At 71.7% G+C, this 25,107-nt stretch carries 25 protein-coding genes; 12 read left to right on the top strand and 13 right to left on the bottom strand.

Annotation, left to right across the window (positions count from 1 at the left end):
* Positions 1-3 precede the first annotated feature (3 nt).
* The 5 genes from H305_RS0137940 to hemL all read right to left on the bottom strand — a co-directional run bounded on the left by H305_RS0137940 (position 4) and on the right by hemL (position 5,015).
* Positions 4-765 carry a cytochrome c biogenesis CcdA family protein gene (locus H305_RS0137940; protein ID WP_028805050.1) on the bottom strand — a complete coding sequence of 254 codons (762 nt, stop codon included), beginning with the start codon at positions 763-765 and terminating at the stop codon, positions 4-6.
* A gap of 21 nt (positions 766-786) precedes the next feature.
* A complete protein-coding gene (locus tag H305_RS0137935) occupies positions 787-1,410 on the bottom strand; it encodes a TlpA family protein disulfide reductase (protein ID WP_028805049.1) in 624 nt (207 codons plus the stop codon).
* 149 nt (positions 1,411-1,559) lie between these two features.
* A complete protein-coding gene (locus H305_RS0137930; RefSeq protein WP_028805048.1) occupies positions 1,560-2,852 on the bottom strand; it encodes a hypothetical protein in 1,293 nt (430 codons plus the stop codon).
* Between the two features lie 157 nt (positions 2,853-3,009).
* Positions 3,010-3,702 carry a histidine phosphatase family protein gene (locus H305_RS0137925; protein ID WP_028805047.1) on the bottom strand — a complete coding sequence of 231 codons (693 nt, stop codon included), beginning with the start codon at positions 3,700-3,702 and terminating at the stop codon, positions 3,010-3,012.
* Positions 3,699-5,015: a glutamate-1-semialdehyde 2,1-aminomutase gene (hemL, locus tag H305_RS0137920; RefSeq protein WP_028805046.1), complete on the bottom strand. Its 1,317-nt coding sequence runs from the start codon at positions 5,013-5,015 to the stop codon at positions 3,699-3,701. The genes H305_RS0137925 and hemL overlap by 4 nt, the downstream gene beginning before the upstream one ends.
* Before the next feature lie 445 nt (positions 5,016-5,460).
* Here hemL and H305_RS0137915 point away from each other — a divergent pair, with 445 nt between their 5' ends.
* The 3 genes from H305_RS0137915 to H305_RS0137905 all read left to right on the top strand — a co-directional run bounded on the left by H305_RS0137915 (position 5,461) and on the right by H305_RS0137905 (position 9,751).
* The gene (locus tag H305_RS0137915; RefSeq protein ID WP_199791518.1) at positions 5,461-6,114 is read left to right on the top strand and encodes a hypothetical protein; all 654 of its coding nucleotides are present in this window, start codon (positions 5,461-5,463) and stop codon (positions 6,112-6,114) included.
* A gap of 240 nt (positions 6,115-6,354) precedes the next feature.
* Entirely contained in the window at positions 6,355-7,401 is a 1,047-nt protein-coding gene (locus tag H305_RS0137910) for an alcohol dehydrogenase catalytic domain-containing protein (protein ID WP_037766664.1), read from the top strand.
* A gap of 400 nt (positions 7,402-7,801) precedes the next feature.
* Entirely contained in the window at positions 7,802-9,751 is a 1,950-nt protein-coding gene (locus tag H305_RS0137905) for an APC family permease (RefSeq protein ID WP_028805044.1), read from the top strand.
* 38 nt (positions 9,752-9,789) lie between these two features.
* On the opposite strand, the gene H305_RS0137900 is transcribed toward H305_RS0137905, so the two are convergent.
* The 4 genes from H305_RS0137900 to H305_RS0137885 all read right to left on the bottom strand — a co-directional run bounded on the left by H305_RS0137900 (position 9,790) and on the right by H305_RS0137885 (position 13,922).
* Positions 9,790-11,244 carry a HAMP domain-containing sensor histidine kinase gene (locus H305_RS0137900; protein WP_199791517.1) on the bottom strand — a complete coding sequence of 485 codons (1,455 nt, stop codon included), beginning with the start codon at positions 11,242-11,244 and terminating at the stop codon, positions 9,790-9,792.
* 66 nt (positions 11,245-11,310) lie between these two features.
* Entirely contained in the window at positions 11,311-12,042 is a 732-nt protein-coding gene (locus H305_RS0137895; protein WP_028805042.1) for a response regulator transcription factor, read from the bottom strand.
* 111 nt (positions 12,043-12,153) lie between these two features.
* Positions 12,154-12,837, bottom strand: coding sequence for a CE1759 family FMN reductase (locus H305_RS0137890; protein WP_028805041.1), 684 nt, complete (start codon positions 12,835-12,837; stop codon positions 12,154-12,156).
* Positions 12,834-13,922 (bottom strand): LLM class flavin-dependent oxidoreductase, encoded by a 1,089-nt coding sequence (locus H305_RS0137885; protein WP_028805040.1) that lies wholly within the window; start codon positions 13,920-13,922, stop codon positions 12,834-12,836. Before H305_RS0137885 ends, H305_RS0137890 begins: the two co-directional genes overlap by 4 nt.
* 131 nt (positions 13,923-14,053) lie before the next feature.
* On the opposite strand from H305_RS0137885, the gene H305_RS0137880 reads away from it, so the two are divergent.
* Positions 14,054-14,890 (top strand): helix-turn-helix domain-containing protein, encoded by an 837-nt coding sequence (locus H305_RS0137880; protein ID WP_028805039.1) that lies wholly within the window; start codon positions 14,054-14,056, stop codon positions 14,888-14,890.
* 58 nt (positions 14,891-14,948) lie between these two features.
* Entirely contained in the window at positions 14,949-16,367 is a 1,419-nt protein-coding gene (locus tag H305_RS0137875) for an MFS transporter (protein ID WP_028805038.1), read from the top strand.
* A gap of 63 nt (positions 16,368-16,430) precedes the next feature.
* Here H305_RS0137875 and H305_RS0137870 read toward each other — a convergent pair whose 3' ends face one another.
* Complete coding sequence (locus H305_RS0137870; protein ID WP_028805037.1) at positions 16,431-17,312, bottom strand: NADP-dependent oxidoreductase; 882 nt, start codon at positions 17,310-17,312, stop codon at positions 16,431-16,433.
* Positions 17,313-17,424: 112 nt separating this feature from the next.
* Here H305_RS0137870 and H305_RS0137865 point away from each other — a divergent pair, with 112 nt between their 5' ends.
* Positions 17,425-17,823 carry a winged helix-turn-helix transcriptional regulator gene (locus H305_RS0137865; protein ID WP_028805036.1) on the top strand — a complete coding sequence of 133 codons (399 nt, stop codon included), beginning with the start codon at positions 17,425-17,427 and terminating at the stop codon, positions 17,821-17,823.
* Here H305_RS0137865 and H305_RS0137860 read toward each other — a convergent pair.
* Together H305_RS0137860 and H305_RS0137855 are read right to left on the bottom strand one after the other, a co-directional pair.
* Entirely contained in the window at positions 17,805-18,287 is a 483-nt protein-coding gene (locus tag H305_RS0137860; RefSeq protein WP_037766661.1) for a MarR family winged helix-turn-helix transcriptional regulator, read from the bottom strand. The genes H305_RS0137865 and H305_RS0137860 overlap by 19 nt on opposite strands.
* A gap of 357 nt (positions 18,288-18,644) precedes the next feature.
* On the bottom strand, positions 18,645-19,109 hold the full coding sequence (locus tag H305_RS0137855) for a hypothetical protein (RefSeq protein ID WP_037766658.1): 465 nt from the start codon (positions 19,107-19,109) through the stop codon (positions 18,645-18,647).
* A gap of 205 nt (positions 19,110-19,314) precedes the next feature.
* Between H305_RS0137855 and H305_RS0137850 the strand changes: the two genes are divergently transcribed.
* From H305_RS0137850 to H305_RS53675, 3 genes are all read left to right on the top strand, one after another.
* Entirely contained in the window at positions 19,315-19,653 is a 339-nt protein-coding gene (locus tag H305_RS0137850) for a YnfA family protein (protein WP_028805033.1), read from the top strand.
* Between the two features lie 148 nt (positions 19,654-19,801).
* Positions 19,802-20,584, top strand: a complete 783-nt coding sequence (locus H305_RS0137845) for an SDR family NAD(P)-dependent oxidoreductase (protein ID WP_028805032.1) — start codon at positions 19,802-19,804, stop codon at positions 20,582-20,584.
* Positions 20,581-20,823, top strand: a complete 243-nt coding sequence (locus tag H305_RS53675) for a hypothetical protein (protein WP_158690651.1) — start codon at positions 20,581-20,583, stop codon at positions 20,821-20,823. Before H305_RS0137845 ends, H305_RS53675 begins: the two co-directional genes overlap by 4 nt.
* Positions 20,824-21,035: 212 nt before the next feature.
* On the opposite strand, the gene H305_RS0137835 is transcribed toward H305_RS53675, so the two are convergent.
* Complete coding sequence (locus H305_RS0137835) at positions 21,036-22,229, bottom strand: RtcB family protein (RefSeq protein WP_028805031.1); 1,194 nt, start codon at positions 22,227-22,229, stop codon at positions 21,036-21,038.
* A gap of 203 nt (positions 22,230-22,432) precedes the next feature.
* Between H305_RS0137835 and H305_RS0137830 the strand changes: the two genes are divergently transcribed.
* The 3 genes from H305_RS0137830 to H305_RS0137820 all read left to right on the top strand — a co-directional run.
* Entirely contained in the window at positions 22,433-23,275 is an 843-nt protein-coding gene (locus H305_RS0137830; protein ID WP_028805030.1) for a hypothetical protein, read from the top strand.
* Between the two features lie 147 nt (positions 23,276-23,422).
* Positions 23,423-24,286, top strand: a complete 864-nt coding sequence (locus tag H305_RS0137825) for a DUF3558 domain-containing protein (RefSeq protein WP_078629445.1) — start codon at positions 23,423-23,425, stop codon at positions 24,284-24,286.
* A 163-nt stretch (positions 24,287-24,449) separates the two neighbouring features.
* A partial coding sequence (locus H305_RS0137820) for a DUF2637 domain-containing protein (RefSeq protein ID WP_028805028.1) occupies positions 24,450-25,107 on the top strand: 658 nt, incomplete at its 3' end.

Raw genomic sequence — 25,107 nt, 5'->3', positions numbered from 1 at the left:
GGGTCAGATCCCTACCGTGAAGCCGTCGGACCAGGTTTGCATCTGCTGCACGAGGCTGTCCCACGCACCCGTGAGCAGGAGCAGGCCGGTCACGATCATCATTCCGCCGCCGATCCGCATCACCCAGGTGTAGTGCCGCTTGACCCAGCCGAAGGCGCCGAGCGCCTTGCGGAAGGCGACCGCGGCCAGGACGAAGGGGATGCCGAGCCCGAGGCAGTACGCGACGGTCAGTATGGCGCCCCGTCCGGCGCTCGCCTGGTTCGCGGCGAGGATCTGCACGGAGGAGAGGGTCGGGCCGAGGCAGGGGGTCCAGCCGATCCCGAAGAGCGCGCCGAGCAGCGGCGCTCCCGCGAGACCGGCCACCGGCCGCTTGTGGAAGCGGAATTCGCGCTGCGTCAGGAAGGGCATGCCGCCCACGAAGAACACGCCCATGAGCACCATGAGCGCGCCGAGCACCTTGGACAGGACCGCCTGGTACTCGTGCAGGGTGGAGCCGAAGTAGCCGAAGAGCGCGCCGCCGGACACGAACACGACGGTGAAGCCCAGCACGAACAGGCTCGCGCCGACCGCCATGCGCCCGCGTCTGGCCTCCGCCAGGTCGGTGCCGCTGACCCCGGTGACGTAGGAGAGGTAGCCGGGGACCAGGGGCAGCACGCACGGGGAGAAGAAGGAGACGAGCCCCCCGACCACGGCGATCGGGAAGGCGAGCAGCAGCGCGCCGCTGTAGACCGTCTCGTTCCTGCCGGTGGACTCGGCCAGGGACATGGCGAGGAGGGACACGTCAGGTCACTTCTCCGCGAGCACGGGGTCGAGCATCTTGCGCAGGTTGTCCTCGCTGAGCGCCTGGAGCGTCCGGGCGGCGACCTTGCCCTCGCGGTCGATGACGAGGGTGGAGGGGATCAGCTGCGGGTTGAGCGTGCCCTTCTTGAAGCGGAGCATCAGCTTGCCCGTGGGGTCGAAAAGGCTCGGGTAGCTGACGCCGTGTTCCTTCTCGAAGGCGAGGGCCGGGCCGGTGCCGGCGTCGCGGGTGTTGATGCCCACGAACTGCACGCCCTGGTCCTTGGTGTCCTGGTAGACCCGCTCGAAGTTGGCGGCCTCGGCCCGGCACGGTCCGCACCACGAGCCCCAGACGTTGAGGACGACGACCTTGCCCTTGAAGTCGCGGACGTCGAGCTGCTTGCCGTCGACGGTCTTGCCCGACAGGTCCGGGATCGCGGTCCGGTGGCCCTTGGCCGCGGTGTCGACGCCGTTCTTGCCGGCGACGAAGTTGGTGTTGCCCGCTCCTCCCGACGTACCTCCGGAAGTGCACGCGGACAGGACGAGCGCGGCGACGGCGGCCCCGGCGGCGAGCAGGGCGACGCGGCTACGGGTGCGGTTCGGGCGCTGGTCGGCGCGGCAGGCGGCACTCATGTGAAAAGTTTCGCATGCCCGTTTCGGGGATCTTCCGCACCCCCCTTGCGGGCGGAAACCCGCATATCAGGCGGCCTTTCGGGCTCCTCGTCGAGGCCCGTGCGGGTGCTCCCACCCGCACGGGCGCGATCCGCCCGTCCCGCACCGTTTCAGGTGTCGCTGTCCGTATCGGTCCCGGAGCCCCGGCCCGAATTCTTGCCGACGTCCCGCAGGAACGTCTTCCAGCCGCCCGCCGGCCGCTCCCCCACCTCCAACGACCGGAGCTTGGCGAGGACCTCGGGCCGCTGCACGTCCAGCCAGTCCGCGAAGTCCCGGAAGGAGACCATGCGGACGTCCGCGCCGTCCTCCCGCTGCCGGGCGACGTGCGTGAAGGCCTGCTCGACGGCGTCCATGTAGATGCCGCCGTTCCACTCCTCGAAGTGGTTGCCGATGAAGAACGGGGCGCGGTTGGTCTCGTAGGCCCGCTGGAACCCGGAGATGTAGGACTGGGCGGCCTGGGTGCGCCAGGCCGGGTAGTTGTACGACGGCGCCCTGGTCGTGTTGACCGACTGGTTGGCGAGGATGTTGTAGTCCATCGAGAGGACCTCGAAGGTATGCCCCGGGAAGGGCATCTCCTGGAGGGGCAGGTCCCACAGGCCCTGGTTCTTCCGCGGCCAGCGCTGTCGGCCGCCGGGCGAGGAGGCGTCGTAGCGCCAGCCGAGCTTCCGCGCGGTGGGCAGCAGGTTCTCCTGGCCGAGCAGGCACGGGGTGCGCCCGCCGACGAGTTCCTTGTCGTAGTCGAAGGGCAGTGCGGGCAGATCGGTCCAGCCCGTGTTGGTCCGCCACTCCTTCACGAAGGACTTGGCCTGTTCGATCTCGCTGCGCCACTGGGAAGGGGTCCAGTCGGCGACCGAACCGGGGCCGGCGCAGAAGTGGCCGTTGAAGTGGGTGCCGATCTCGTGGCCGGCGAGCCAGGCGCGGCGGACGAGCTTCAGCGTCTGCCTGATGTGGTCGTCGGTGAGGTAGCCGATGTCCGAGGCGCCCCTGGCGTTGTTGGGCGGGTCGTACATGCGCTTGTTCGACTCGGGCAGCAGGTAGAGCCCGGAGAGGAAGAACGTCATCCGGGCGTCGTACTTCTCGGCGAGTCCGAGGAAGCGGTCGAAGAGGCCGGTGCCGACCTCGCCCGCGCCGTCCCAGGAGAAGACCACGAACTGCGGTGGGGTCTCGCCGGGCTGCAGGGGCTCGGGCCTGCCCGGCCGGCCCGGCTGCTCGCCGGTGAAGGCGGTGGAGCCGTCGCCGATCGGCTTGGCGGCCTGTCTCGGGGCGCCGGGGTGTCCCTCGCCCCGGGAACCGCCGCCCCGGCCCGGCACGTCCTGTGGGGTGGTACCGCACGCGGCGAGTCCCAGGCCGGCCGCGGCACCTGCCCCGAGGCCGATCATTCCCCTCCGGCTGATGTCCCGCATGCGGTCCCCATTTCATCGCGCCCTCTCAGCTGGCTCTCAGCTGGCACTCCATGAGAGGGCACGACGAAGACGGGGGTTCAGTCCCACACGCACCTATTTATGTGATTTTACGAAGATACGCTCATACGGCAGTGCATCCAGGGGGCTCGACGGGCCGTCAGGCGCCGAACGCCTTGCCCGCGCCCTTCACCGGCTTCGCGCCCGCGAGGAGATGCGCCGGCACGAGGTCCCGGGCGGGCTCGGTGTAGCCCACGGAAACGATCTTGTCACCCCGGTAGGTGAACGTCGTCAGGGACGCCAGCGTGCACTGCCGCTTGCGCGGGTCGTGCCACAGCCGCCGCCGCTCGACATGGCTGCGCACGATCCAGATCGGCAGCTGGTGGCTGACCAGCACCGCCTCGTGCCCACGCGCCGCGTCCTTGGCCGCGTCCAGCGCGCCCATCATCCGGACCACCTGGTCGACGTACGGCTCGCCCCAGGACGGCTTGAACGGATTGACCAGGTGCCTCCAGTTCTCCGGGCGCCGCAGCGCACCGTCCCCGACACCGAAGGTCTTGCCCTGGAAGACGTTGTCGGCCTCGACGAGCCGCCCGTCGGTCGCGAGGTCGAGCCCGTGCGCCTTCGCGATCGGGGTCGCCGTCTCCTGCGCCCGCTCCAGGGGCGAGGCGACGACGTGGGTGACGTCGCGGGACGCCAGGTGGTCGGCGACCCGGTCGGCCATCTTCCGCCCCAGTTCGGACAGGTGGTAGCCGGGCAGCCGCCCGTACAGCACCCCGTCCGGGTTGGCGACCTCGCCGTGCCGCATCAGGTGGACGACGGTGATGTCCGTGGTGTTGCCGTTGTCACTCATGCACTGGCCTCCGCCGCTGCCCGCGCCGCCGCCGGAAGGGCGTCGGCGATCCGCTGAACCGCCTGCTCGTCGTGCGCCGTCGACACGAACCACGACTCGAAGGAGGACGGCGGCAGGTACACGCCCTGCGCCAGCATCGAGTGGAAGAAGGCGGTGTACCGGAAGGACTCCTGCGCCTTCGCGTCCTCGTAGTCACGCACCTCCCGCCCGGTGAAGAAGACGGAGAACATGTTGGAGGCGCTCTGCAGCCGGTGCGCGACGCCCTCCTTGGCCAGTGCCTCGGACACCAGCGTCCGGACCCGCTCGGAGACCGCGTCGATCTTCTCGTAGGCGGCGTCGTCGAGCAGTCGCAGCTGCGCGAGACCGGCGGCGGTGGCGACCGGGTTCCCGGACAGCGTGCCCGCCTGGTAGACCGGCCCGGCCGGCGCGAGGTGCGCCATCACGTCGGCACGGCCGCCGAAGGCCGCGGCGGGGAAGCCGCCGCCCATCACCTTGCCGAAGGTCATGAGGTCGGGACGCACGCCGTCGATCCCGTACCAGCCGGCCCTGCTCGTGCGGAAGCCGGTCATGACCTCGTCGGAGATGAACAGGGCGCCGTTCTTCGCGCAGGCGTCCTTGAGGCCCTGGTTGAAGCCGGGCCGCGGCGGCACGACGCCCATGTTCCCGGGCGAGGCCTCGGTGATCACGCAGGCGATCTCGCCGGGGTGCGCGTGGAAGGCGGCGTTCACCGCCTCGAGGTCGTTGTACGGGAGGACGATCGTGTCGCCCGCCTGGGCGCCGGTGACGCCCGGGGTGTCGGGGAGCGCGAAGGTGGCGACGCCGGAGCCCGCCGCGGCGAGCAGCGAGTCGACGTGCCCGTGGTAGCAGCCGGCGAACTTGATCACCTTGGAGCGCCGGGTGAACCCGCGGGCGAGCCGGATCGCCGACATGGTCGCCTCGGTGCCGCTGGAGACGAGCCGGACCTGCTCGACGGGCTCGACGCGCGCGACGATCTCCTCGGCGAGCGCGACCTCGCCCTCACCGGGAGTGCCGAAGGACGTACCGCGGGAGACTGCTTCCTGCACCGCCGCGACGACCTCGGGCCGAGAGTGTCCGAGAATCATCGGCCCCCAGGAACAGACGAGGTCGACGTACTCACGACCGTCGGCGTCCGTGAGGTACGCACCCGCACCGGACACCATGAACCGGGGCGTACCGCCCACGGCGCGGAAGGCCCGCACGGGAGAGTTCACGCCACCGGGCGTGACGGCCGCCGCACGGTCGAATAGGGCCTGCGAGGCCGGTGCTTCGTAGGGATAGGGCAGTTCGGTCATGACCTGCGACGTCTCCGACTCCGGGGGGCTAGTGACCTCCTCAGGGTAGGCCAGGGTCCGAGGGCGGCCGTGAGGGGAAGAGCACGCGGGCATGAACGCGGGAACCCGGCACGACGTACGGCTTCTCGTAGGCGTCCCCCGACGGCTCCCGCTCCCGGGAAGCCGTAGGGGACCGCGTACGTTGCAGGTACGCAAGGTCCCGGGATCGCGGGGATCCGGTGGGCCGGTGCCCGGCAGGAGGACCGGGCGGCGCCCCCGGCCATCTGCGAAACTGGGGCCCGGCAGGGACAGCTCACAGGAACGGTGGTGTTCAGAGGCCGCGAAGATCCCGCGGAACAGTGTTTCAGCGCACGTTTCGGCGTGCGGCCGTGGGGGAGGTCACTGTCACGATGATCGGGTTGCGTGGCGGGGGTCGCGCGCCTTAGAAAAGCAGTCGGGTGGAGATATGCATCGCGGTGGCGGACTGGGCGAGGGGACCGACGACCTCGGGCCTCGGCGTGCCCGGCGGGGAAGGCACCGGCGCGAAGCGGAGGAAGCGGCCGAGGCACGCAGGACCCAGGGGTCGCAGGGATCCCAGCTGTCTCCGGGAGCGCAAGGTGAGCCCGAGCGGAGCGACCGCAGGGTCGATCGGCTGAGGGCCGGGAGCGGGAATGGTGGCCGGGTGGGGGTGACGTACAAATACTTCGGCGCGCCGGACGGCGCCACGGCGGCACGTGTCCCGATCTCGATGCGCCCCGAAGAACTCGGCGGCGACGAACTCGGCATGAACGGCATGTTCACCAAGATCAAGCCGGAGACGATGGCCGCGATGGTCCTCACCGGCATCGAGGGCGTCCCCCTGCACAAGGTGCCGCCCCTGGAACTGGTCGTCCTCCACCCCGACTACGCCGTCGTGAAACTCCCCATGACCGTCGTGGACCCGCTGCGCGGCATCGGCGAGGAGGCGGTCGGCGCGGCCGCCTTCATCTGGTCGACCGTCCCGGACCGGGGTGGCCCCCGGGACGCGTTCAACGTGTACCAGCTGCTGCACGAGTGGCAGGACTTCTCCCATCGCCTGCACGAGGCAGGTCACCAGCCGTACTGCCTGGTCTGGCCCTGAGCCCGGTCCCTCGGACTCGTCCGGTCCCCCGGGCTCCTCGGGCGTCGCCGGGCGGTGGCTTGTCCGGTCCCGCCGCCTGCGCGGTGCGTGCGCCGGCCGTCCGCGGACATGCCGATGGGGCGCGGGCCTGCCTATCGTCGAAGAGGGAGACCGCGGCGGACCACCCTCGGCCGGTCACGTCCTGACGAGCGAGTGCGTGCGGCCCGTCCCCGGCCCCACACCGCTACGAAGGGCTGGATCATGTCTGCTTCCACCGCTTCCGCCTCCCCCGGCACCCTGCGTGCCGCGCAGGTCTCCGAGCCCGGCGGCACCCCGGAACTCGCCCAGGTCGCCGCGCGGGAGCCGGGTCCCGGGTCCGTGCGGATCACCGTCGAGGCCTGCGGGGTGTGCCATTCCGACCTGCTGATCGCCTCGGGCGCGCTGCCCGGGACCACGTTCCCGCTCACGCCGGGTCATGAGATCGCCGGCCGGATCGACACCCTCGGCGAGAACGTCACCGGCTGGCAGGTCGGGGACCGGGTCGCCGTCGGCTGGTACGGCGGCAGTTGCGGACACTGCGACGCCTGCCGCAGCGGCGACGCGGTCATGTGCCCCGAACTGGCCATCCCGGGCGTCGCCTACCCCGGCGGGTACGCCGACTCGGTCGTGGTGCCCGCCGTCGCCCTCGCGGCGATCCCGGACGAGCTGACCGCGGTCGAAGCGGCACCGCTGGCCTGCGCGGGCGTGACGGTCTTCAACGCCCTGCGCCACACCACCGCCGGCCCCGGCGACACCGTCGCCGTACTGGGCCTGGGCGGCCTCGGCCACCTCGGTGTGCAGTTCGCGCAGAAGATGGGCTTCGACACCGTCGCCATCGCGCGCGGTCAGGAGAAGAAGGACCTGGCGCACAAGCTCGGCGCCGCCCACTACATCGACAGCACCACCGAGGAGGTCGCCGAGGCTCTCCAGGCGCTCGGCGGCGCCAAGGTGGTCCTGGCCACCGTCACGAACGCAACCGCGATGTCCGCCACGATCGACGGACTCGGCCGCCGCGGCGAACTCGCCATCGTCGGCATCTCCCCCGAACCGCTCCAGGTCAACGGTCTGCAACTGCTGCGCGGGGCACGGAAGGTCTACGCCCACGCCTCCGGCGCCGCCGTCGACACCCAGGACACCCTGCGCTTCGCCGCCCGGAGCGGGGTGCGCGCCTGGACCGAGGAGGTTCCGCTGGAGGAGACGGCCGCCGCGGTCGAGAAGATGACGAACGGTCAGGCCCGGTTCCGCATGGTGCTCACCACCGGGCACTGAGGCACCGGGGCGGGCCGGCCGAAGGCGTGCGAGCGGTCGAGGCCCTCGTGCGCCTTCGGCGCGCGCTGCGGTGGAGCCCCGTCCACCTCGGCGGTGTGCGCGGTCCGGCGAGGCCCGCTCCGCTGCGGCGGTGTACGCGTGGCCCGATGGAGCGATCCGCCGCGGGGTGCCCCGCGGGACGCGGCCGGCCGGCTCGCGCGACCGACGACACGGGTGACCGGCGCGTCCTGACGCAGTTGACCAGTGGATCTTGACGCGGCCTTGACGCGTCTTAACGCGCTCTTGATGCGTTCGGCCCTCGCATCCACGGGCCCGGGGATCACTCTCTGCTTACGCTGGTCTCGCCGTCTCCGCGATGGCCGGACACCGATCGCAGAGCCGCCTGTCAGGAGTGCGCACGATGGCGACCACCACACCCGCCCGGGCGAACCGCTTGCGGGCCTGGATGCTGGAAGGCCTGTCCGACATGGCCAAGACCCCCCAGGGGGCGCAGGCCACGCCGGAGCAGGCCCACAAGGGCCGGCGGTGGTGGCGGGTGATGTGCCTGACCGGCGTCGACTACTTCTCCACCCTCGGCTACCAGCCGGGCATCGCCGCGCTGGCGGCCGGACTGCTGTCGCCCGTGGCGACCATCGTGCTGGTGATCGTCACCCTCGCGGGCGCGCTGCCGGTCTACCGCCGGGTGGCCGAGGAGAGCCCGCACGGCGAGGGTTCGATCGCCATGCTGGAACGGCTGCTGTCGTTCTGGAAGGGCAAGCTGTTCGTCCTCACCCTGCTCGGCTTCGCCGCCACCGACTTCCTGATCACCATCACCCTCTCCGCGGCGGACGCCTCCACCCACCTGGTGGAGAACCCGCACCTGAACGGCGTCCTGCACGACAAGCAGATGCTGATCACCCTGATACTCGTCGCCCTGCTGGGCGCGGTGTTCCTCAAGGGATTCCTGGAGGCGATCGGCGTCGCCGTCGTCCTCGTCGGGATCTATCTGTCCCTCAACCTCGTGGTCGTGATCAGCGGCCTGTGGCACGTGATCACCGCGGGCCATGTGATCACCGACTGGGCCGGCGCCCTCACCACGGAGCACGGCAACGTCTTCGCGATGGTCGGTGTGGCCCTCCTGGTCTTCCCGAAACTCGCGCTCGGCCTCTCCGGCTTCGAGACCGGCGTCGCGGTGATGCCCCACGTCGAGGGCGACCCGACGGACACCGAGGAGAAGCCGACCGGCCGCATCCGCGGCACGAAGAAGCTGCTGACCACCGCCGCCGTGATCATGAGCGCCTTCCTGATCTGCACGAGCTTCATCACGACGCTCCTGATCCCTGAGGACGCGTTCAAGTCGGGCGGCCAGGCCAACGGACGCGCGCTGGCCTACCTGGCGCACGAGTACCTGGGCAACGCCTTCGGCACGGTCTACGACGCCTCCACCATCGCGATCCTGTGGTTCGCCGGCGCCTCCGCCATGGCCGGGCTGCTCAACCTGATGCCCCGCTACCTGCCCCGCTACGGAATGGCCCCGCACTGGGCGCGCGCCGTACGGCCCATGGTGATCGTCTTCATCCTGGTCGCGTTCCTGGTCACCTGGATCTTCGACGCCGACGTCGACGCGCAGGGCGGCGCGTACGCCACCGGTGTGCTGGTGCTCATCAGCTCCGCCGCCATCGCGGTGACCATCGCCGCGCGCAAGGCCCGCCAGCGGGGCTGGACCGTCGGCTTCGCGGTGATCTCCGCGGTGTTCCTGTACACGACCGTCGTGAACGTCATCGAGCGGCCGGACGGCGTGAAGATCGGTGCCTGCTTCATCGCGGGGATCATCCTGGTCTCGCTGCTGTCCCGGCTCGCCCGCGCCTTCGAGCTGCGCGTCACCAGCGTGACGCTCGACGACATGGCGGAACGATTCATCAGAGACATGGCCACCCGCCGGATCCGGTTCATCGCCAACGAGCCCGGACAGCGGGACAAGGCCGAGTACCGCGAGAAGATCGAGCAGATCCGGCAGGACAACGACGTCCCCCTCCAGGAGGACTTCGTGTTCGTCGAGGTCACCGTGGGGGACCCCTCGGAGTTCGAGGCGGGTCTCACCGTGCGCGGCGAGGTGCTGCACGACCGCTACCGCGTGCTGACCCTGGAGTCGGCGTCCATCCCCAACGCGCTGGCCGCGCTGCTGCTGCACGTCCGCGACGCCACCCGGTGCACCCCGCACATCTACTTCGAGTGGACCGAGGGCGACCCGTTCACCAACTTCCTCCGCTTCTTCCTCTTCGGGCAGGGCGAGGTCGCCCCCGTCACCCGGGAGGTCCTCCGCGAGGCCGAGCCGGACCGCTCCCGCCGCCCCCGGGTCCACGTGGGCTGACCGGCGAGCTCCCCCGGGGCGTCGGGGCCGGGCATCGGCTACCGGCCGTCGTCCCCGGCCCGCTGCACCCCCACGGTGAACCCGATCACCGTGCCCCCGCCCTCCCGCCGGAAGGCGAACGCCGCACCCCCGTGCGCCGTGGCCACCTCACGGACGATGGACAGACCGAGCCCCGACCCGGGCAGACTCCGCGCGTCGGCGGCCCGGTAGAACCGGTCGAAGACGCGGACGAGGTCCTCGTCCGCCATCCCCGGCCCCCGGTCGAGCACCTCGACCCGCACGGGCCCGGGATGCTCCGCACCCGGAGCGGACGGGTCCACGCCGGCCGCCGCGCCCGGCCGCCGCCGGCCCGACACCACCACCTCGATCGGCGCCGCCCCGCCCCGGTCGAACTTCGCCGCGTTCTCCACGAGGTTGGAGACCGCCCGTTGCAGAGCGGTGGGCCGCCCCTCCACCGTCGTGTCGCCGCGCGCGGTGACCGTGATGTCCCGCCCGGACCGGCGCCGCGCGACGATCGCGACGTCCTCGGCGAGCTCCGCGAGGTCGAGCCGCCGGACGGGCTCGGTGTCGGATTGCCCGGCCGCCAGCGCGACGAGTTCGTTGACGAGGTCGGTCAGCTCGCGGGACTCCAGCGCGAGGTCGGCGACGAGTTCCTCCCGGACGCCGGGCGGCAGTTCGTCGATGCGCCGGAGCATGGAGATGTTGGTGCGCAGCGAGGTCAGCGGCGTCCGCAGTTCGTGGCCCGCGTCCTGGACCAGCCGCCGCTGGTCCTCCTCGGACTGGGCGAGCCGCACCAGCATCCGGTCGAAGGAACGGCCGAGCCGGCCGACCTCGTCGTATCCGGTGACGGGCACCTGGATGCCGAGGCGGCCGGTGCGGGCGACGTCCTCGGCGGCGCCGGCGAGCCGGACCAGACGGCGGGTGATGCGCCGGGCCAGCCACCAGCCGAACAGCCCCGCGGCGACCACGACGGCCGCGACGAGCAGCACGGTCCGCTGCTGGAGTTCGCGCAGCAGGTCCTCGGTGTCGCTGAACTGCTGGGCGACCTGCACCGCGCCCCGCCCGCCACCGAGGGCGACCGTGGCGACCCGGTAACGGTCGCCCCCGACGTCGACCTCCTTGTGCTCGTCCAGCCCGCCCGCCGTCCCGTGGTCGGCGACGGCCCGGTCCGCGGCGCGCACGGGCAGCGGCGGGCTGCCCCGGTCGACGATCGCGCCGCCGGGGCCGAGGACCTGCACGTCGGTGCGGCTCGGCCGGATGATGTCGTCGAGCGGCCCGTCGTGATCGGAGTCGGAGGCGGCGAAGTCGGCCGGGTGCAGGGCCCGCTCGCGCACCTGGTCGCGCAGGTCCTGGACGACCTCCGCGAAGACGGTCTGCTGGTCGACGCGCACGAGCCGGGCGGCGGCGTCGTAGCTGAGGAAGCCGACGAGGACGGTGACGGCGGCGGCGACGGCCGCGAAGGACAGGGTGAACGTGGCCCGCAGGGAGGACACCCGCCGGAATCTGGCCCGGGGGAACCTGATCCACCCCGCCCCGCCCGCGGTGGGCCGGCGCGGCACTCAGTCCTCCCTCAGCACGTACCCCACGCCCCGCACCGTGTGGATGAGCGCCGGCGCTCCCGGCTGGTCGAGCTTGCGCCGCAGGTAGCCGACGTACACGGCGAGGTTCTTGGAACCGGGCCCGAAGTCGTAGCCCCAGATGCGGTCGTAGATGGTGGCGTGGTCGAGGACGATGCCGGTGTTGCGGACGAGGAGTTCGAGGAGTTCGAACTCGGTGCGGGTCAGTTCCAGCTCCCGCTGCCCACGCCAGGCCCGCCGTGCCTGGACGTCCATGCGGATGCCCGCGGCGGCGACCTGCCCCGGGGTGTCCTTCGCGGCGGCGGCCGGCGCAGGCGCCGGGGCCGGTGTCGCGCCGGCGGCGCGGTCGCCGGTGCGGCGCAACAGGGCGCGCAGCCGGGCGAAGACCTCCTCGACGTCGAACGGCTTGACCACGTAGTCGTCGGCGCCGGCGTCGAGGCCGGCGATGCGGTCGACGGTCTCGACGAGCGCGGTGAGCATGAGGATGGGCGTGCGGTCGCCCTCCGCGCGCAGCACGCGGCACACCTGGAGGCCGTCGATGCCGGGCATCATCACGTCCAGCACGAGCACGTCCGGCGGGGTGCGGTGGGCCTGCGCGAGCGCCTCGACGCCGTCGGCGACGGCCGTCACCTCGTACCCCTCCAGCGTCAGCGCCCTCTCCAGGGCGTGGCGGATGGCGCGGTCGTCCTCGGCGAGCAGCACAGTCTGGGGCACCCCACCAGTCTGCCAAGCCCGTGGCGGCACACCACCTGATGATCATGGGTGCGGGGGGCTTCTTACCCGGATCACACCTCCGGGGCGAAGCCCGCCACGGGCCTCGCGGCGCTACGGCCGCAGCGCCGCGAGCTGCTGCTCGAAGGGGACGACCGTGAACGCGTCGGCCGAGTCCACCGAGGTGACGGCGCCCTTGAGGGAACGGGGCGCGATGGCCGCGGCCGTGTCGGTGTCCGGGACCGCCGGGGCCGTCCCGGCGCGGGCCGCGGGAACCGTCCCGGCCGCCGGCGCCGCCATGAACCGGGCCAGCTCCGCGCCGGCCCGTTCGACGCGCCCTTCCAGTCCCTCGTCGCCCCAGTCCTCGGAGGCCGCGTAGACGGCGGTCGGCAGGACCACGGCGCGCAGGTACGTGAAGAGCGGGCGAAGGGCGTGTTCGGTGACCAGGGAGTGGCGCGGGGTTCCGCCGGTCGCGCCGACGAGCACCGGCTTCCCGGTCAGCGAGTCCTTGTCGATGACGTCGAAGAAGGACTTGAACAGCCCGCTGTAGGACGCCGAGAAGACGGGTGTCACGGCGATCAGGCCGTCCGCCGCGGCCACCGCGTCCAGCGCGGCGGCCAGGCGCCGCACCGGGAAGCCGGTGACCATGTGGTGGGCGATGTCGGTGGCCAGGTCGCGCAGTTCGACGACCTGGACGTCGACGTCGGCGTGCCGGGCGGTCGCCGCGGCGAGCCGGTCGGCGAGCAGCCGGGTGGACGACGGGGAGCTCAGCCCCGCCGAGACGACGACGAGCTTCATGCGACGGTCACCTCCTTGGCGGCGGCCACGCGGGCCGCGTGGGTGGGGGCCTCGGGCACGTCGGCCGGACGCCCCTTGGCGAACTCCTCGCGCAGGACGGGCACGACCTCCTCGCCCAGCATGTCGAGCTGTTCGAGGACGGTCTTCAGCGGCAGTCCCGCGTGGTCGATCAGGAAGAGCTGGCGCTGGTAGTCGCCGGCGTAGTCCCGGAAGGACAGGGTCTTCTCGATCACCTGCTGCGGCGAGCCCACGGTCAGCGGGGTCTGCTCGGTGAAGTCCTCCAGGGACGGCCCGTGCCCGTAGACCGGCGCGTTGTCGAAGTACGGCCGGAACTCGCGCACGGCGTCCTGGGAGTTCTTCCGCATGAACACCTGGCCGCCGAGCCCGACGATGGCCTGCTCCGGGGTGCCGTGCCCGTAGTGGGCGTAGCGCTGGCGGTACAGGTTCACCATCTGCTTGGTGTGGGAGGCGGGCCAGAAGATGTTGTTGTGGAAGAACCCGTCGCCGTAGTAGGCGGCCTGCTCGGCGATCTCGGGGGAACGGATCGAGCCGTGCCACACGAAGGGCGCGACGCCGTCGAGCGGGCGCGGGGTGGAGGTGAAGGACTGGAGGGGCGTGCGGAACTTGCCCTCCCACGTCACCACGTCCTCGTCCCACAGGCGGCGCAGCAGGGCGTAGTTCTCGACGGCGAGGTTGATGCCCTCGCGGATGTCCTTGCCGAACCAGGGGTAGACGGGACCGGTGTTGCCGCGGCCCATCATCAGGTCGACGCGGCCGTCCGCGACGTGCTGGAGCATCGCGAAGTCCTCGGCGATCTTCACCGGGTCGTTCGTGGTGATGAGGGTCGTGGAGGTGGACAGGACGAGGTTCTCGGTGCGGGCGGCTATGTAGCCGAGCATCGTCGTGGGCGAGGACGGGACGAAGGGCGGGTTGTGGTGCTCGCCGGTGGCGAAGACGTCGAGCCCGACCTCCTCGGCCTTCTGGGCGATGGCGAGCATGGCCTTGATGCGCTCGCCCTCGCTCGGCGTCCGGCCGTTCGTCGGGTCGGTCGTGACGTCGCCGACGGTGAAGATCCCGAACTGCATGACTGCTCACCCTCCAAGTTGTTGATTGTTCAACTATACCCACAGAACCGCACCCCGTCCTCACCTATTCCCCGCCCCGCGGACCATCCGGTCTCCACCCCCCGCCACGGCGGCCGACGTACGATCCGGCCATGGCAGAACCCCGTCGCGACACCCGCGGGATCGTCGACCCGTCCGCACTGCTGACCCGCGTACGGTTCCGCCGCCACCTGCCCGCCGAAGCGCTGCGCCGGCACGTGGAGACGTACTGGTTCATCGACTGGGACCTGCCGGAGCCGTACGCCTCGCACCTCGTCCCGCACCCCTCGGTGAACGTCACGTTCCAGTGGGACGAGGACGAGGGCCCGCCCTACGGCGAGGTGACCGGTGTCGCGCTCGGCCTGTTCACACGGAAGCTGACCGGGCGGGGCCGGGTGTGCGGGGCGAAGTTCTGGCCCGGGGCCTTCCGGCCGTTCGCGCCGTGGGCGCCGGCGTCGCGCTGGACCGGTCACGCGCTGCCGGTCCAGGACGTGTTCACACGGGCCGCCTTCGCCGCGGCCCCGGAGGACACCGCCCGCGCGGTCGTGACCCCCGCCGACGACCGCGCCCGGGCGGCCGCGCTCGACGCCGTCCTGCTCTCGCTCACCCCGGAGCCCGACCCGCAGGCCGACCTCGCCAGGGAACTGGTCGGCCGCATCCGCTCCGACCGGGAGATGCGCCGCGTCGGCGATCTCGCCCGCTCGGCGGACCTCTCGGTACGCGCGCTCCAGCGGCTCTTCTCCGCGTACGTCGGTGTCAGCCCCAAGTGGATCATCCTGCGCTACCGCATCCACGAGGCCCTGGAGCTCGCCGGGACCCGCCGGGACGTCGACTGGGCAGCACTCGCCGCCGACCTCGGCTATGCCGACCAGGCCCACCTGGTAAGGGACTTCACGGCGACGGTGGGCGCGCCTCCGACGGTGTACGCGGCCGCGCAGCAGGCCTCCTGACGCACCCCGTCGCCAATTCGCTTGACCTCGCCGCACCTCGTGCCGCACATTTATCTGCGTGACACAGACACTGCGCAACGCAAAAGAAACGGCCCATCCGCCCGCACGCATCCGCTGGGCGATCCTGGCCGTCGTCCTCGCCGCCGACGTCCTCGACCTCCTCGACGCCACCATCACGAACATCGCGGCCCCGACGATCGCCGAGGACCTGCACGGCGGCACGAGCCTCGTCCAGTGGCTCGGCGCCTCCTACGCCCTCGCCCTCGGCGTGCTCCTCGTGCTCGGCGGACGCCTCGGCGACAAGTACGGCCGCCGCCGCCTCTTCCTCACCGGCCTCGCCGGTTTCACCGCCGCCTCGGTCGCCTGCGGCCTGGCACCGGACCCCCGGACCCTCGTCGCGGCCCGCCTCGTCCAGGGGGCCTTCGGCGCGCTCGTCGTCCCGCAGGGCTTCGGCATCCTCGGCGCGGCCTGGCCCCGCGACCGGATCGGCACGGCGTACAGCCTCTTCGGACCGGTGATGGGCCTCTCGGCCGTCGGCGGCCCGGTCCTCGCCGGCTTCCTCGTCGACACGGACATCGCCGGCCTCGGCTGGCGCGCCACGTTCCTCATCAACCTGCTCCTCGGCGGCGCCGCGCTCGCCGCCGCCGTCCGGCTCCTCCCGCGCGACAGCGGCGACCGCGCCGTCACCGTCGACGGCCCCGGCTCCGCGCTCCTCGCCACCACCATGCTCGGCCTGCTGTCCGGCCTGATCGACGGCTCCGCACACGGCTGGACCCTCAGGAGCATCGCCCTGATGACCGCCGGACTCCTCTTCTTCGCGGCCTTCTGCCACCGCCAGCGCACCGCCGCGACCCCCCTGATCCAGCCCTCCCTCCTGCACAACCGGGGCTTCACCTCCGGACTCCTGACCGGCGTCGTGTTCTTCGCCGCGGTCTCCGGACTCCTCTACGTCGTCTCCCTCTTCCTCCAGCAGGGACTCGGCCGGTCCCCCGCGGGCGCCGCGCTCGGCCTGACCCCCCTGTCCGCCGGCATCGTCGTCGCCTCGATCGCCTGCTACCGCCTGATCGGTGCACTGGGCCGCCGGCTGACCCTCGCCGGTTTCCTGATCACGTCCGCCGGGACCGGCTGGCTGCTCGCCCTCGTCGCGAGCTCCGGCACCGGCACCGGCACCTGGGCCCTCGTCCCGCCCCTGCTGGTCGTCGGCCTCGGGATGGGCACCTGCTTCGGCTCCCTGTACGACGTCACCATCGGGGACATCGCCCCCGCCGAGGCCGGCAGCGCGGGCGGCTCGCTCGGCGCGGTCCAGCAGCTCGCCAACGCGCTCGGCGCCGCCGCGGTCACCACCCTGTATTTCGGGACGGACGGCGGCGAGGCCCGCGCCACCGCCGTGAGCCTCGCCGCCGTCACCGCCGTCGCCCTGCTGTGCTGTCCCCTGGTGCTGCTCCTCCCCCGCGAGGCACAGGAGGAGCAGCACTAGGCCGTCCGGCAGTACCCGCCCGCCCGACACCCTCCGGCGACGCCGGAACGTGTCGGACCGGCCCTAAGGGACGAGCACCAGCCGCCCCCGCAGCCCGCCCTCCGCCAGCCGCGCGTGCGCCTTGGCCGCCTCGTCCAGCGGGTAGGTCTCAGCGACCCGCGTCGTCAGCACCCCCGCGTCGACGAGCCGTACCAGCTCCGCGAGCCGTTCCCCGTCCGGCGCGACCTCCACCGAGCCGGTCCGCACCCCGCGCACGGACTCCGGGTGGGCGCCCGGAATGACCCCCACGAAGGCGCCCCCGTCGCGCACCCACTCCAGCGCGGTGCCACCGAGCAGCGCCGCGTCCAGGACCCCGTCCACACCGGCGGGCTGCGGCCCGAAGCGGTCGGCTCCCAGCGACCGCACGAGGTCCTCGTCGGCGGCCCGCGCCACGCCCGTCACCCTCAGACCACGGTGGGCGGCGAGCTGGACGGCGTACCCGCCCACCGCACCCGCGGCACCGGTGACCAGCAGGCTCTGGCCGGGCTCCAGGCCGAGCAGGTCGAGGGCCTGCGAGGCGGTCAGCGCGTTCAGCGGCAGCGTCGCGGCGTGCACGGCGTCGACCGAGCCGGGCGCCGACGCCACCGCGCCGGCGTCGACGACCACGTGGTCGGCGTGCGTACCGAGCGTCTTGCCGGGACCGTAGGCCAGAGCCACCACCTCGTCCCCCACGTTCCACCCGGTGGCCACGCCCACCGCGTCGACGGTCCCGGCCACGTCCCAGCCGAGCCCGAGCCGCTTGCCCGCACCGCCGAAGACACCGGCCCGCACCCCCGCGTCGACCGGGTTGAGGGCGGCGGCAGCCACCTTGATCCGTACCTGCCCGGCCCCGGGCTCGGGAACCTCGACCTCACCGACCTCCACGACGTCGGGCCCACCGAACCGATTCACCAGTACCGCACGCATGGCAACGCTCCCCACTTCATGGGTCTCTTTTCCGTTGCAACAACCCTAGGAAGAGTTACTATCCATCAGTAAGTAGGCACCTGAAGGTGCGTACGTCACCCGGAGGTGAGCCATGGCGACCACGACGGCGGCCCAGCGGCGCGAGCAGGCACGCATCGAGTACGACGCGTTCATCAAGAGCTGCCCCACCAACCAGCTCCTCGACCGGATCAGCGACAAGTGGGTCAGCCTGGTCGTCAGCGCGCTCGCGGGGGGATCCATGCGCTACAGCGACCTCGGCCGCAAGATCGCGGGCGTCAGCCCCAAGATGCTGACGCAGACGCTGCGTTCACTGGAGCGCGACGGGATCGTCGCCCGCACGGTCACCCCGGCCGTACCCGTCCGCGTCGACTACGAACTCACGCCCCTCGGCGCCAGCCTCAGCTGCCTGCTCTCCGCCGTGAAGGACTGGGCGGAACTGCACATCGAGGAGGTCAACGACGCCCGGGAGCGCTACGACTCCGCACCCTGAAGGCCGCCGCCCCGCAGCCGGGCGATCTGCTCACCGGTGAACTCCACGGTGCGTCGCATGTGCCCGATGATCAGGGCGAGTTCCTCTTCCTCCAGCCCGTCGAACAGAGCGAACCAGCCGCCGCCCAACCGGTCCCACATCCGCCCGAACTCGGCCATCTTCTCCGGCACGACCGCCACGAGCACCCGCCGCCGGTCGGCCGCGTCGCGCTCCCGCACGACGTACCCGGCCTTCTCCAGCCGGTCCACCAGCCGGGTCGCCGACCCGGTGGTCAGCCCGGTCAGCTCCCCGATCCGCCCGATCGTCACGGGCCCGTCCTCCAGGCTGAGCAGGTTCACGCACTGCAGATCGGTCGGATGCAGGTTCAGATGATCGGCGACGGCCTGGTTGAAGAGCGCGTACGACGCCATGTAGCGCCGCGACACCGTGGCCAACTCCCCCATCAGATGCTCCCGAGCCGCCATCACCACACCTTTCAGCAGGACACACCATCGTAAGCACCATCACCGCACCACACGCCCCCGCTCAAAAGGGGACCGACCCCCACAGGGACCGTCCCCCGTGGCACCCGCACCCGCCCACTCCCCGCAGAGGCCGTACCCCTCCACCACCCGCACCCGCCCTCTCACGGAAGGGACCGTGCCGGTGAATCACATGCCCGTTGCGGACGGCGCCACCCCCTCACGGAGGTCCCACCGGCACCGTCCCGCACAAGGGCCGCAACGGGCGGATCACCGGCACGGACCCGACCCACCCACCGGACCGTCCCACCCACCGGACCGACGGCGACCCACCGGACAAGCGGCACCCGGCCCGAACTCCTAGAAGGCGTAGAGGTCCCCCGTGTCCAGCACCAGCACCCGCTGCCGGTCATTGGCCCGGTTGGAATCCACCGCCCCGCCACCCCACACGGTGTCGGTTCCCAGCGTCACCTCCGAGGGCGCCCCTTTCAGCAGCACCGACATCCGGATCTCCCGCCCCGCCCCGTCCGCGGACAGCGCCCCGGTGCGGCACACCAGGTCCCGCGCCCCCGCCCGCGCACAGCCGTCCGGCAGCCACTGCACATCGGCCAGCACGGCCGACCAGCGCAGCCGCACGGTCGCGTCCATGACGGCGTTCGGCCCGTGGTTCCGCGGCGTCAACCGCAGGGCAACGCGCCCCGCGTCCATGGACACCCGCCCGTGATAGGCGAGATCGGCCTCGGGGGCCGCCGCGCTCACCGGAGTCACGCCCGCCACCGTGAGCCCCACGCCCGCACCCACCACACACAGCGTCCGCACCCACATGACGTCATTACCTCCGCTAGGGCCACCGCGTCCGTCACGTGGATGTATCCCACCCCCGCCACCCCCCAGGCGCCGTCCATCAGGTGAAGCCCGACGCACCGCGATCCACCCCCCACCGGCCTCACCCACACACCGCGCCCCACCACTCCCGTCGACCCCACCCACGCACCGCACCCCCCTCACACCCCCATGCAAGATTGACGGCATGCTCATCGCCCGCTCAGCAGCACTCTTCGTCGTCGCCGCCCTCTTCGAGATCGGCGGCGCATGGCTGATCTGGCAGGGCCTGCGCGAGCACCGAGGCTGGCTCTGGATCACCGGCGGCATCCTCGCCCTCGGCGCCTACGGCTTCGCCGCCACCTTCCAGCCGGACGCGCACTTCGGCCGCATCCTCGCGGCGTACGGCGGGATCTTCGTCGCCGGCTCGATCCTGTGGGGCGTGGTCGCGGACGGCTACCGCCCCGACCGCTGGGACATCGCCGGGGCGGCGATCTGCCTGGCCGGAATGGCCGTGATCATGTGGGCGCCGAGGAACGGCGGCTGATCTCCCACCCCTCGGACCGTCGAGCCGCCCACCGACCCCGTCGCCTACCCTGACAGAGCCGATGCCGGCACCGATCGCCCCGCCAGGACCGATCGCCGCGCACGGCGGACACCGCCGCGACACCCCCGCGCCAGCCGAGGAGCCAGACATGACCGCGCCCGCCGCGCCCGCCTCCCCCTCCCGCATCGCCGTCGTCACCGGCGCGAGCAGCGGTATCGGCGCGGCAACGGCGAGGCAGCTCGCCGCGGCCGGCTACCGCGTCGTGCTGACGGCCCGCCGCAAGGACCGCATCGAGGCGCTCGCGGAGGAGATCGGCGCGGCCGGCGGCCAGGCGACGGCGTACGCGCTCGACGTCACGGACCGCGCGGCGGTCGACGAGTTCGCCACCGCGTTCAAGACGATCGGCGTCCTGGTCAACAACGCGGGCGGCGCGCTCGGCGCGGACCCGGTGTCGACCGGCGACCCCGCCGACTGGCGCCAGATGTACGAGACGAACGTCATCGGCACCCTGAACGTCACGCAGGCCCTCCTGCCCGCGCTCACCGCGAGCGGCGACGGCACCGTGGTGGTGCTGTCCTCGACTGCGGGCCACGGCACGTACGAGGGCGGTGGCGGCTACGTCGCGGCCAAGCACGCCGAGCATGTGCTGGCCGAGACCCTGCGCCTGGAGATCGTCGGCACACCGGTCCGCGTGATCGAGGTGGCGCCGGGCATGGTCAAGACGGAGGAGTTCGCGCTGACCCGCTTCGGCGGGGACACCGAGAAGGCCGCCAAGGTGTACGCGGGCGTCGCCGCGCCGCTCACGGCGGACGACGTCGCGGACACCATCACATGGGCGGTGACCCGGCCCAGCCACGTCAACATCGACCTGCTCGTCGTCCGCCCCCGCGCGCAGGCGTCGAACACGAAGCTCCACCGGGACCTCGGATGAACGACCCCACCGCAGAACCTCCCACTCCAGAGCCCACCGCCGCAGAACCCACCGCCGGAGAATCCACCGCCGCAGAACCCACCGCCGGAGAACCCCCCACCGTGCCCACGCTCGAACAACGCCGCCTGGTCGAGGAGAAGAAGAACGAGCGGTTGGTCTGGTACTACCTGGCGTACTTCCTCTTCGGCATCCACATCGTGGCGTTCGTCATGATCTACGCGGTGCGGCACGCGAAGTGACCGCACCCGTCGCCGACGCACCGTCCACGTACGCTCGCACGATGTGAACGGACACATATCGCTCGGGCGTCCGCGCAACTTCCGTGACCTGGGCGGCCGCACGACGGCGGACGGCCGCACCCCCGGAAGCGGGCCGCCCCACCGGGCCCCGCACGACGAAGGGCCACGGACCGTACGGTCCGTGGCCCGCCGCGGCGGTGGGGCGCCGGCCGTCAGCCCTTCACGCAGACGACCTGCTTGAGCTTCGCCACGACCTCCACGAGGTCGCTCTGCTGGTCGATGACCTGCTCGATCGGCTTGTAGGCGCCCGGGATCTCGTCGACGACGCCCGAGTCCTTGCGGCACTCGACCCCACGCGTCTGCTCCTCCAGGTCCTTCGTGGAGAAGCGGCGCTTGGCCGCGTTGCGGCTCATGCGCCGCCCGGCGCCGTGCGAGGCGGAGTTGAACGCCTTCTCGTTGCCGAGACCCTTCACGATGTACGAACCGGTGCCCATCGAGCCGGGGATGATCCCGTACTCGCCGGAGCCCGCACGGATCGCGCCCTTGCGGGTGACGAGGAGGTCCATGCCCTCGTACCGCTCCTCCGCCACGTAGTTGTGGTGGCAGGAGATCTCCTGCTCGAAGGTCGGCTTCGCCTTCCGGAACTCCTTGCGGATCACGTCCTTGAGGAGGCCCATCATGAGCGCGCGGTTGTGCTTCGCGTACTCCTGCGCCCAGAACAGGTCGTTGCGGTAGGCGGCCATCTGCGGGGTGTCGGCGACGAAGACCGCGAGGTCGCGGTCGACGAGGCCCTGGTTGTGCGGAAGCTTCTGGGCGACGCCGATGTGGTGCTCGGCGAGTTCCTTGCCGATGTTGCGCGAACCCGAGTGCAGCATGAGCCACACCGCTCCGGACGTGTCGACGCACACCTCGACGAAGTGATTGCCGCCGCCGAGCGTCCCCATCTGGAGGGAGGCCCGCTCCTGCCGGAACTTGACCGCGTCCGCGACCCCGTCGAACCGGCCCCAGAAGTCGTCCCACCCGGCGGTGGCCACGCCGTGGAAGCGTCCCGGCTCGACCGGGGAGTCGTGCATCCCGCGGCCCACCGGAATGGCCTCCTCGACCTTGGAGCGCAGCCGCGACAGGTCGCCCGGGAGGTCGTTCTCGGTCAGCGAGGTCCTGACGGCGGACATTCCGCAGCCGATGTCCACGCCCACCGCGGCAGGGCACACGGCGTCCCGCATCGCGATGACGGAGCCGACGGTCGCGCCCTTGCCGTAGTGCACGTCGGGCATCACCGCGAGGCCCTTGATCCACGGGAGGGTCGCCACGTTCTGGAGCTGGCGCAGCGCCACGTCCTCCACGGACGCCGGATCGGTCCACATGCGGATGGGGACCTTCGCGCCCGGCACCTCTACGTAACTCATATCGTCCTCATTCCCCCGAAAACCATCAGAAGTCGTAAATCGCAAAACCGGCGCCAAGGTCGACGTATGGGACAACGGACCGGCGTCCACGGCAGTGCGTGCGATACACATTGTCTCCAGGTGCCGCCCTCGGGCGGCAACCGATTAAGCACTGGGCACCCCGCGCGGACGAGCCGCCGGGACGCGTCGAAAGGAGCCTGGCCGTGCGGCGGAAGGCATACGTACCCGGCGTCGCCGCGCTCCTGGCGGCGCTGCTGGCGGGCTGCACGGGCGGTTCGGCCGACGGCGGCTCGGAGACGGACTCCAAGGGCAGCGACACGGGCACGGTGGCGCCGGCCCGGCCCGGCAAGTACCGCACGCTCCCGGAGGCCTGCAGCGCGGTCGGCCACGACACCCTCGACACGCTGCTGCCCGGGATCGAGCAGATCGCCGACGAGAAGCAGCGCGAGAAGGCGTACGCGGGCGAGGCCACGCCCACCTACGACACGGACCGGCGCGACGGCTGCCGCTGGAAGGTGGAGTCGACGTCCGCCTCCGACCGCCTGCTCGTCGACTTCGAGCGCGTCGCCTCGTACGACAACACGGTGAGCGACGACAACAAGGCCCGGGAGATCTACGCGGGCAAGGAGACGGCGGCCGACCTGCCCGAGCCGGCCGGCTCCGGTTCCGCCTCCGGCCCCACCGCCGGATCCGGCACCGGTGCGCCCGGCAGCGACGCGTCGGCCTCGTCCACCCCGTCCGCCCCGTCCTCCTCTTCCTCCGCCTCCGCCTCGGCCCCCTCCGCGTCCGCGAGCGTGACCCCGGCGGACCTCCAGCCCCGCACGCTCGACGACGTCGGCGACGAGGCGTTCCTCGACGACCGGCTGAGCGCCGCCGCGACGGCGCGGGCGCGCACGGTGACTGTGGTCTTCCGCACGTCGAACGTGATCGTGACGATCGAGTACGCGGAGCAGCCGACCGCCTCCACGGAGGCTCCGGACAGCAAGGAAATGCAGGACAGAGCACGGAAACTGGCCCAGAAGCTGGCCGACACACTCGACGGTTAGCGGGCCCGGGGCTCCGGCCCGCCCCCGTGGCCGAACCGCCCGAAGGGGAACCGCCGGGCCGTGTCACCGCGTACCGTGGCCCCTCGGACCCGACCGGTCGCACGCGCCACGTGCGGCCGTACCACGAGCCCTACGAGTGAAGGAACCATGCACCGACCAGCACAGCGAGCAGGCCGAGCACCGCGATTCACCCGCATCCTTGTCAGCGCAGCCGCCGTTCCGGCGATGCTCGTCGCCGCGGGCTGCTCCTCCGACTCCGGCTCCGGTGGCGACGCGAAGAAGAGCGGCGGTGCGAGCCCGGACGCGAAGGCGTCGGCGAGTGCCAGTGCGAACGCCGTGCAGCCGGCCGCGTACGCGAAGCTGCCCGAGCCGTGCGCGGTGCTGTCGAAGAAGACGCTGGGTGAACTGGTCCCCAAGGGCGTCAAATCCGGCAAAGAGGGCAAGTCCGACGATGTGTCGTCGCGGGGCAACTGCTACTGGAACAGCCTCGACAACAACGGCGTGAAGGGCTCGCAGTTCCGCTGGCTGAACGTGGCACTGCTGCGGTTCGACTCGGACTCGCGCGGCGAGGGCGACCAGCAGGCGCACAGCTACTTCGAGAAGCAGGCCAAGGGCGCGCAGACCGCGACGGGCGCGAAGAACACCAAGTCCGAGCCGGTCTCAGGGACGGGCGACGAGGCGACCGCCGTCAGCTACGACCTGAAGAAGAAGGAAGGCACCTTCAAGCAGCAGACGATCGTGGCGCGCGTCGAGAACGTGGTCGTCACCCTCGACTACAACGGCGCCGGTCTCGCGGGCGAGAAGTCCCCGAGCGCGGCAGACCTGCTGAAGGCCGCGAAGAAGGCCGCCAAGGAGGCGGTGGCCGCGGTCACCGCCGCCAACGAGGACGGGGGCGCCGACGCGGGCACCTCCCCGTCGGGGTCGGCCTCCAAGCCGGCGTCGAAGTCGGCGTCGCCGTCCAAGAGCTCCTCGAAGAGCGCGAAGCCCTCCGCCTCCGCGAAGAGGAGCTGACGTGTTTCCCGTCCGGTCCACGACCCAACTCGTGGTCCGGTAAGGGCTTTTGCCCGGGCCCGGTCCCTTTCGGGACCGGGCTCGTTCCATGCCGGGCGCCCGTGAGCCGCACACATGTGCCACCCTGTTGCGCGCAACAACACGCACTGGGAGGGGAGTACGGGTGGCCGCGCCACTGCAGCTGACACGGATGCACCGCATACTCATCGGCGTGGTCGTCACCGGTGCGGTGATCATCGCCGGTATCGGCTTCGCCGGTTCGTACGCCGCCGTCCGCGAGCTCGCGATCCAGAAGGGCTTCGGGAACTTCTCCTACGTCTTCCCGATCGGCATCGACGCCGGCATCTGTGTCCTGCTCGCTCTGGACCTGCTGCTGACCTGGATCAGGATCCCCTTCCCGCTGCTGCGCCAGACGGCATGGCTGCTGACGGCCGCCACCATCGCGTTCAACGGCGCGGCGGCCTGGCCCGACCCGCTCGGCGTCGGCATGCACGCCGTCATCCCGATCCTCTTCGTCGTCTCCGTCGAAGCCGCCCGGCACGCCATCGGCCGGATCGCCGACATCACCGCCGACAAGCACATGGAAGGCGTCCGCCTCACCCGCTGGCTGCTCTCCCCGGTGCCCACCTTCCTCCTGTGGCGCCGCATGAAGCTGTGGGAACTGCGCTCCTACGAAGCGGTCATCAAGCTCGAACAGGAACGCCTCGTCTACCAGGCCCGGCTGCGCTCCCGCTTCGGCCGCGCCTGGCGCCGCAAAGCCCCCGTCGAATCCCTGATGCCCCTGCGCCTCGCCCGCTACGGCGTCCCCCTCGCCGAAACCG

It is taken from the genome of Streptomyces sp. 142MFCol3.1 (genome assembly GCF_000424945.1).
In the GTDB taxonomy this organism is placed as follows: Bacteria; Actinomycetota; Actinomycetes; order Streptomycetales; family Streptomycetaceae; genus Streptomyces; species Streptomyces siamensis.
Note: the sequence above shows the minus strand (reverse complement) of the source record. Positions and strands in the feature narration are given on the sequence as shown.

Bases quoted from the DNA above. Each gene is read 5' to 3' on its own strand.
- H305_RS0137935 (WP_028805049.1), bottom strand. From the start codon at position 1,410: ATGAGTGCCGCCTGCCGCGCCGACCAGCGCCCGAACCGCACCCGTAGC.
- H305_RS0137880 (WP_028805039.1), top strand. From the start codon at position 14,054: ATGGCAGAACCCCGTCGCGACACCCGCGGGATCGTCGACCCGTCCGCA.
- H305_RS0137845 (WP_028805032.1), top strand. From the start codon at position 19,802: ATGACCGCGCCCGCCGCGCCCGCCTCCCCCTCCCGCATCGCCGTCGTC.
- H305_RS0137905 (WP_028805044.1), top strand. From the start codon at position 7,802: ATGGCGACCACCACACCCGCCCGGGCGAACCGCTTGCGGGCCTGGATG.
- H305_RS0137940 (WP_028805050.1), bottom strand. From the start codon at position 765: ATGTCCCTGGCCGAGTCCACCGGCAGGAACGAGACGGTCTACAGCGGC.
- H305_RS0137910 (WP_037766664.1), top strand. From the start codon at position 6,355: ATGTCTGCTTCCACCGCTTCCGCCTCCCCCGGCACCCTGCGTGCCGCG.
- H305_RS0137925 (WP_028805047.1), bottom strand. From the start codon at position 3,702: ATGAGTGACAACGGCAACACCACGGACATCACCGTCGTCCACCTGATG.
- H305_RS0137860 (WP_037766661.1), bottom strand. From the start codon at position 18,287: ATGGCGGCTCGGGAGCATCTGATGGGGGAGTTGGCCACGGTGTCGCGG.
- hemL (WP_028805046.1), bottom strand. From the start codon at position 5,015: ATGACCGAACTGCCCTATCCCTACGAAGCACCGGCCTCGCAGGCCCTA.
- H305_RS0137855 (WP_037766658.1), bottom strand. From the start codon at position 19,109: ATGTGGGTGCGGACGCTGTGTGTGGTGGGTGCGGGCGTGGGGCTCACG.
- H305_RS0137850 (WP_028805033.1), top strand. From the start codon at position 19,315: ATGCTCATCGCCCGCTCAGCAGCACTCTTCGTCGTCGCCGCCCTCTTC.
- H305_RS0137825 (WP_078629445.1), top strand. From the start codon at position 23,423: ATGCACCGACCAGCACAGCGAGCAGGCCGAGCACCGCGATTCACCCGC.
- H305_RS0137890 (WP_028805041.1), bottom strand. From the start codon at position 12,837: ATGAAGCTCGTCGTCGTCTCGGCGGGGCTGAGCTCCCCGTCGTCCACC.
- H305_RS0137865 (WP_028805036.1), top strand. From the start codon at position 17,425: ATGGCGACCACGACGGCGGCCCAGCGGCGCGAGCAGGCACGCATCGAG.
- H305_RS0137885 (WP_028805040.1), bottom strand. From the start codon at position 13,922: ATGCAGTTCGGGATCTTCACCGTCGGCGACGTCACGACCGACCCGACG.
- H305_RS53675 (WP_158690651.1), top strand. From the start codon at position 20,581: ATGAACGACCCCACCGCAGAACCTCCCACTCCAGAGCCCACCGCCGCA.
- H305_RS0137930 (WP_028805048.1), bottom strand. From the start codon at position 2,852: ATGCGGGACATCAGCCGGAGGGGAATGATCGGCCTCGGGGCAGGTGCC.
- H305_RS0137915 (WP_199791518.1), top strand. From the start codon at position 5,461: ATGCATCGCGGTGGCGGACTGGGCGAGGGGACCGACGACCTCGGGCCT.
- H305_RS0137870 (WP_028805037.1), bottom strand. From the start codon at position 17,312: ATGCGTGCGGTACTGGTGAATCGGTTCGGTGGGCCCGACGTCGTGGAG.
- H305_RS0137835 (WP_028805031.1), bottom strand. From the start codon at position 22,229: ATGAGTTACGTAGAGGTGCCGGGCGCGAAGGTCCCCATCCGCATGTGG.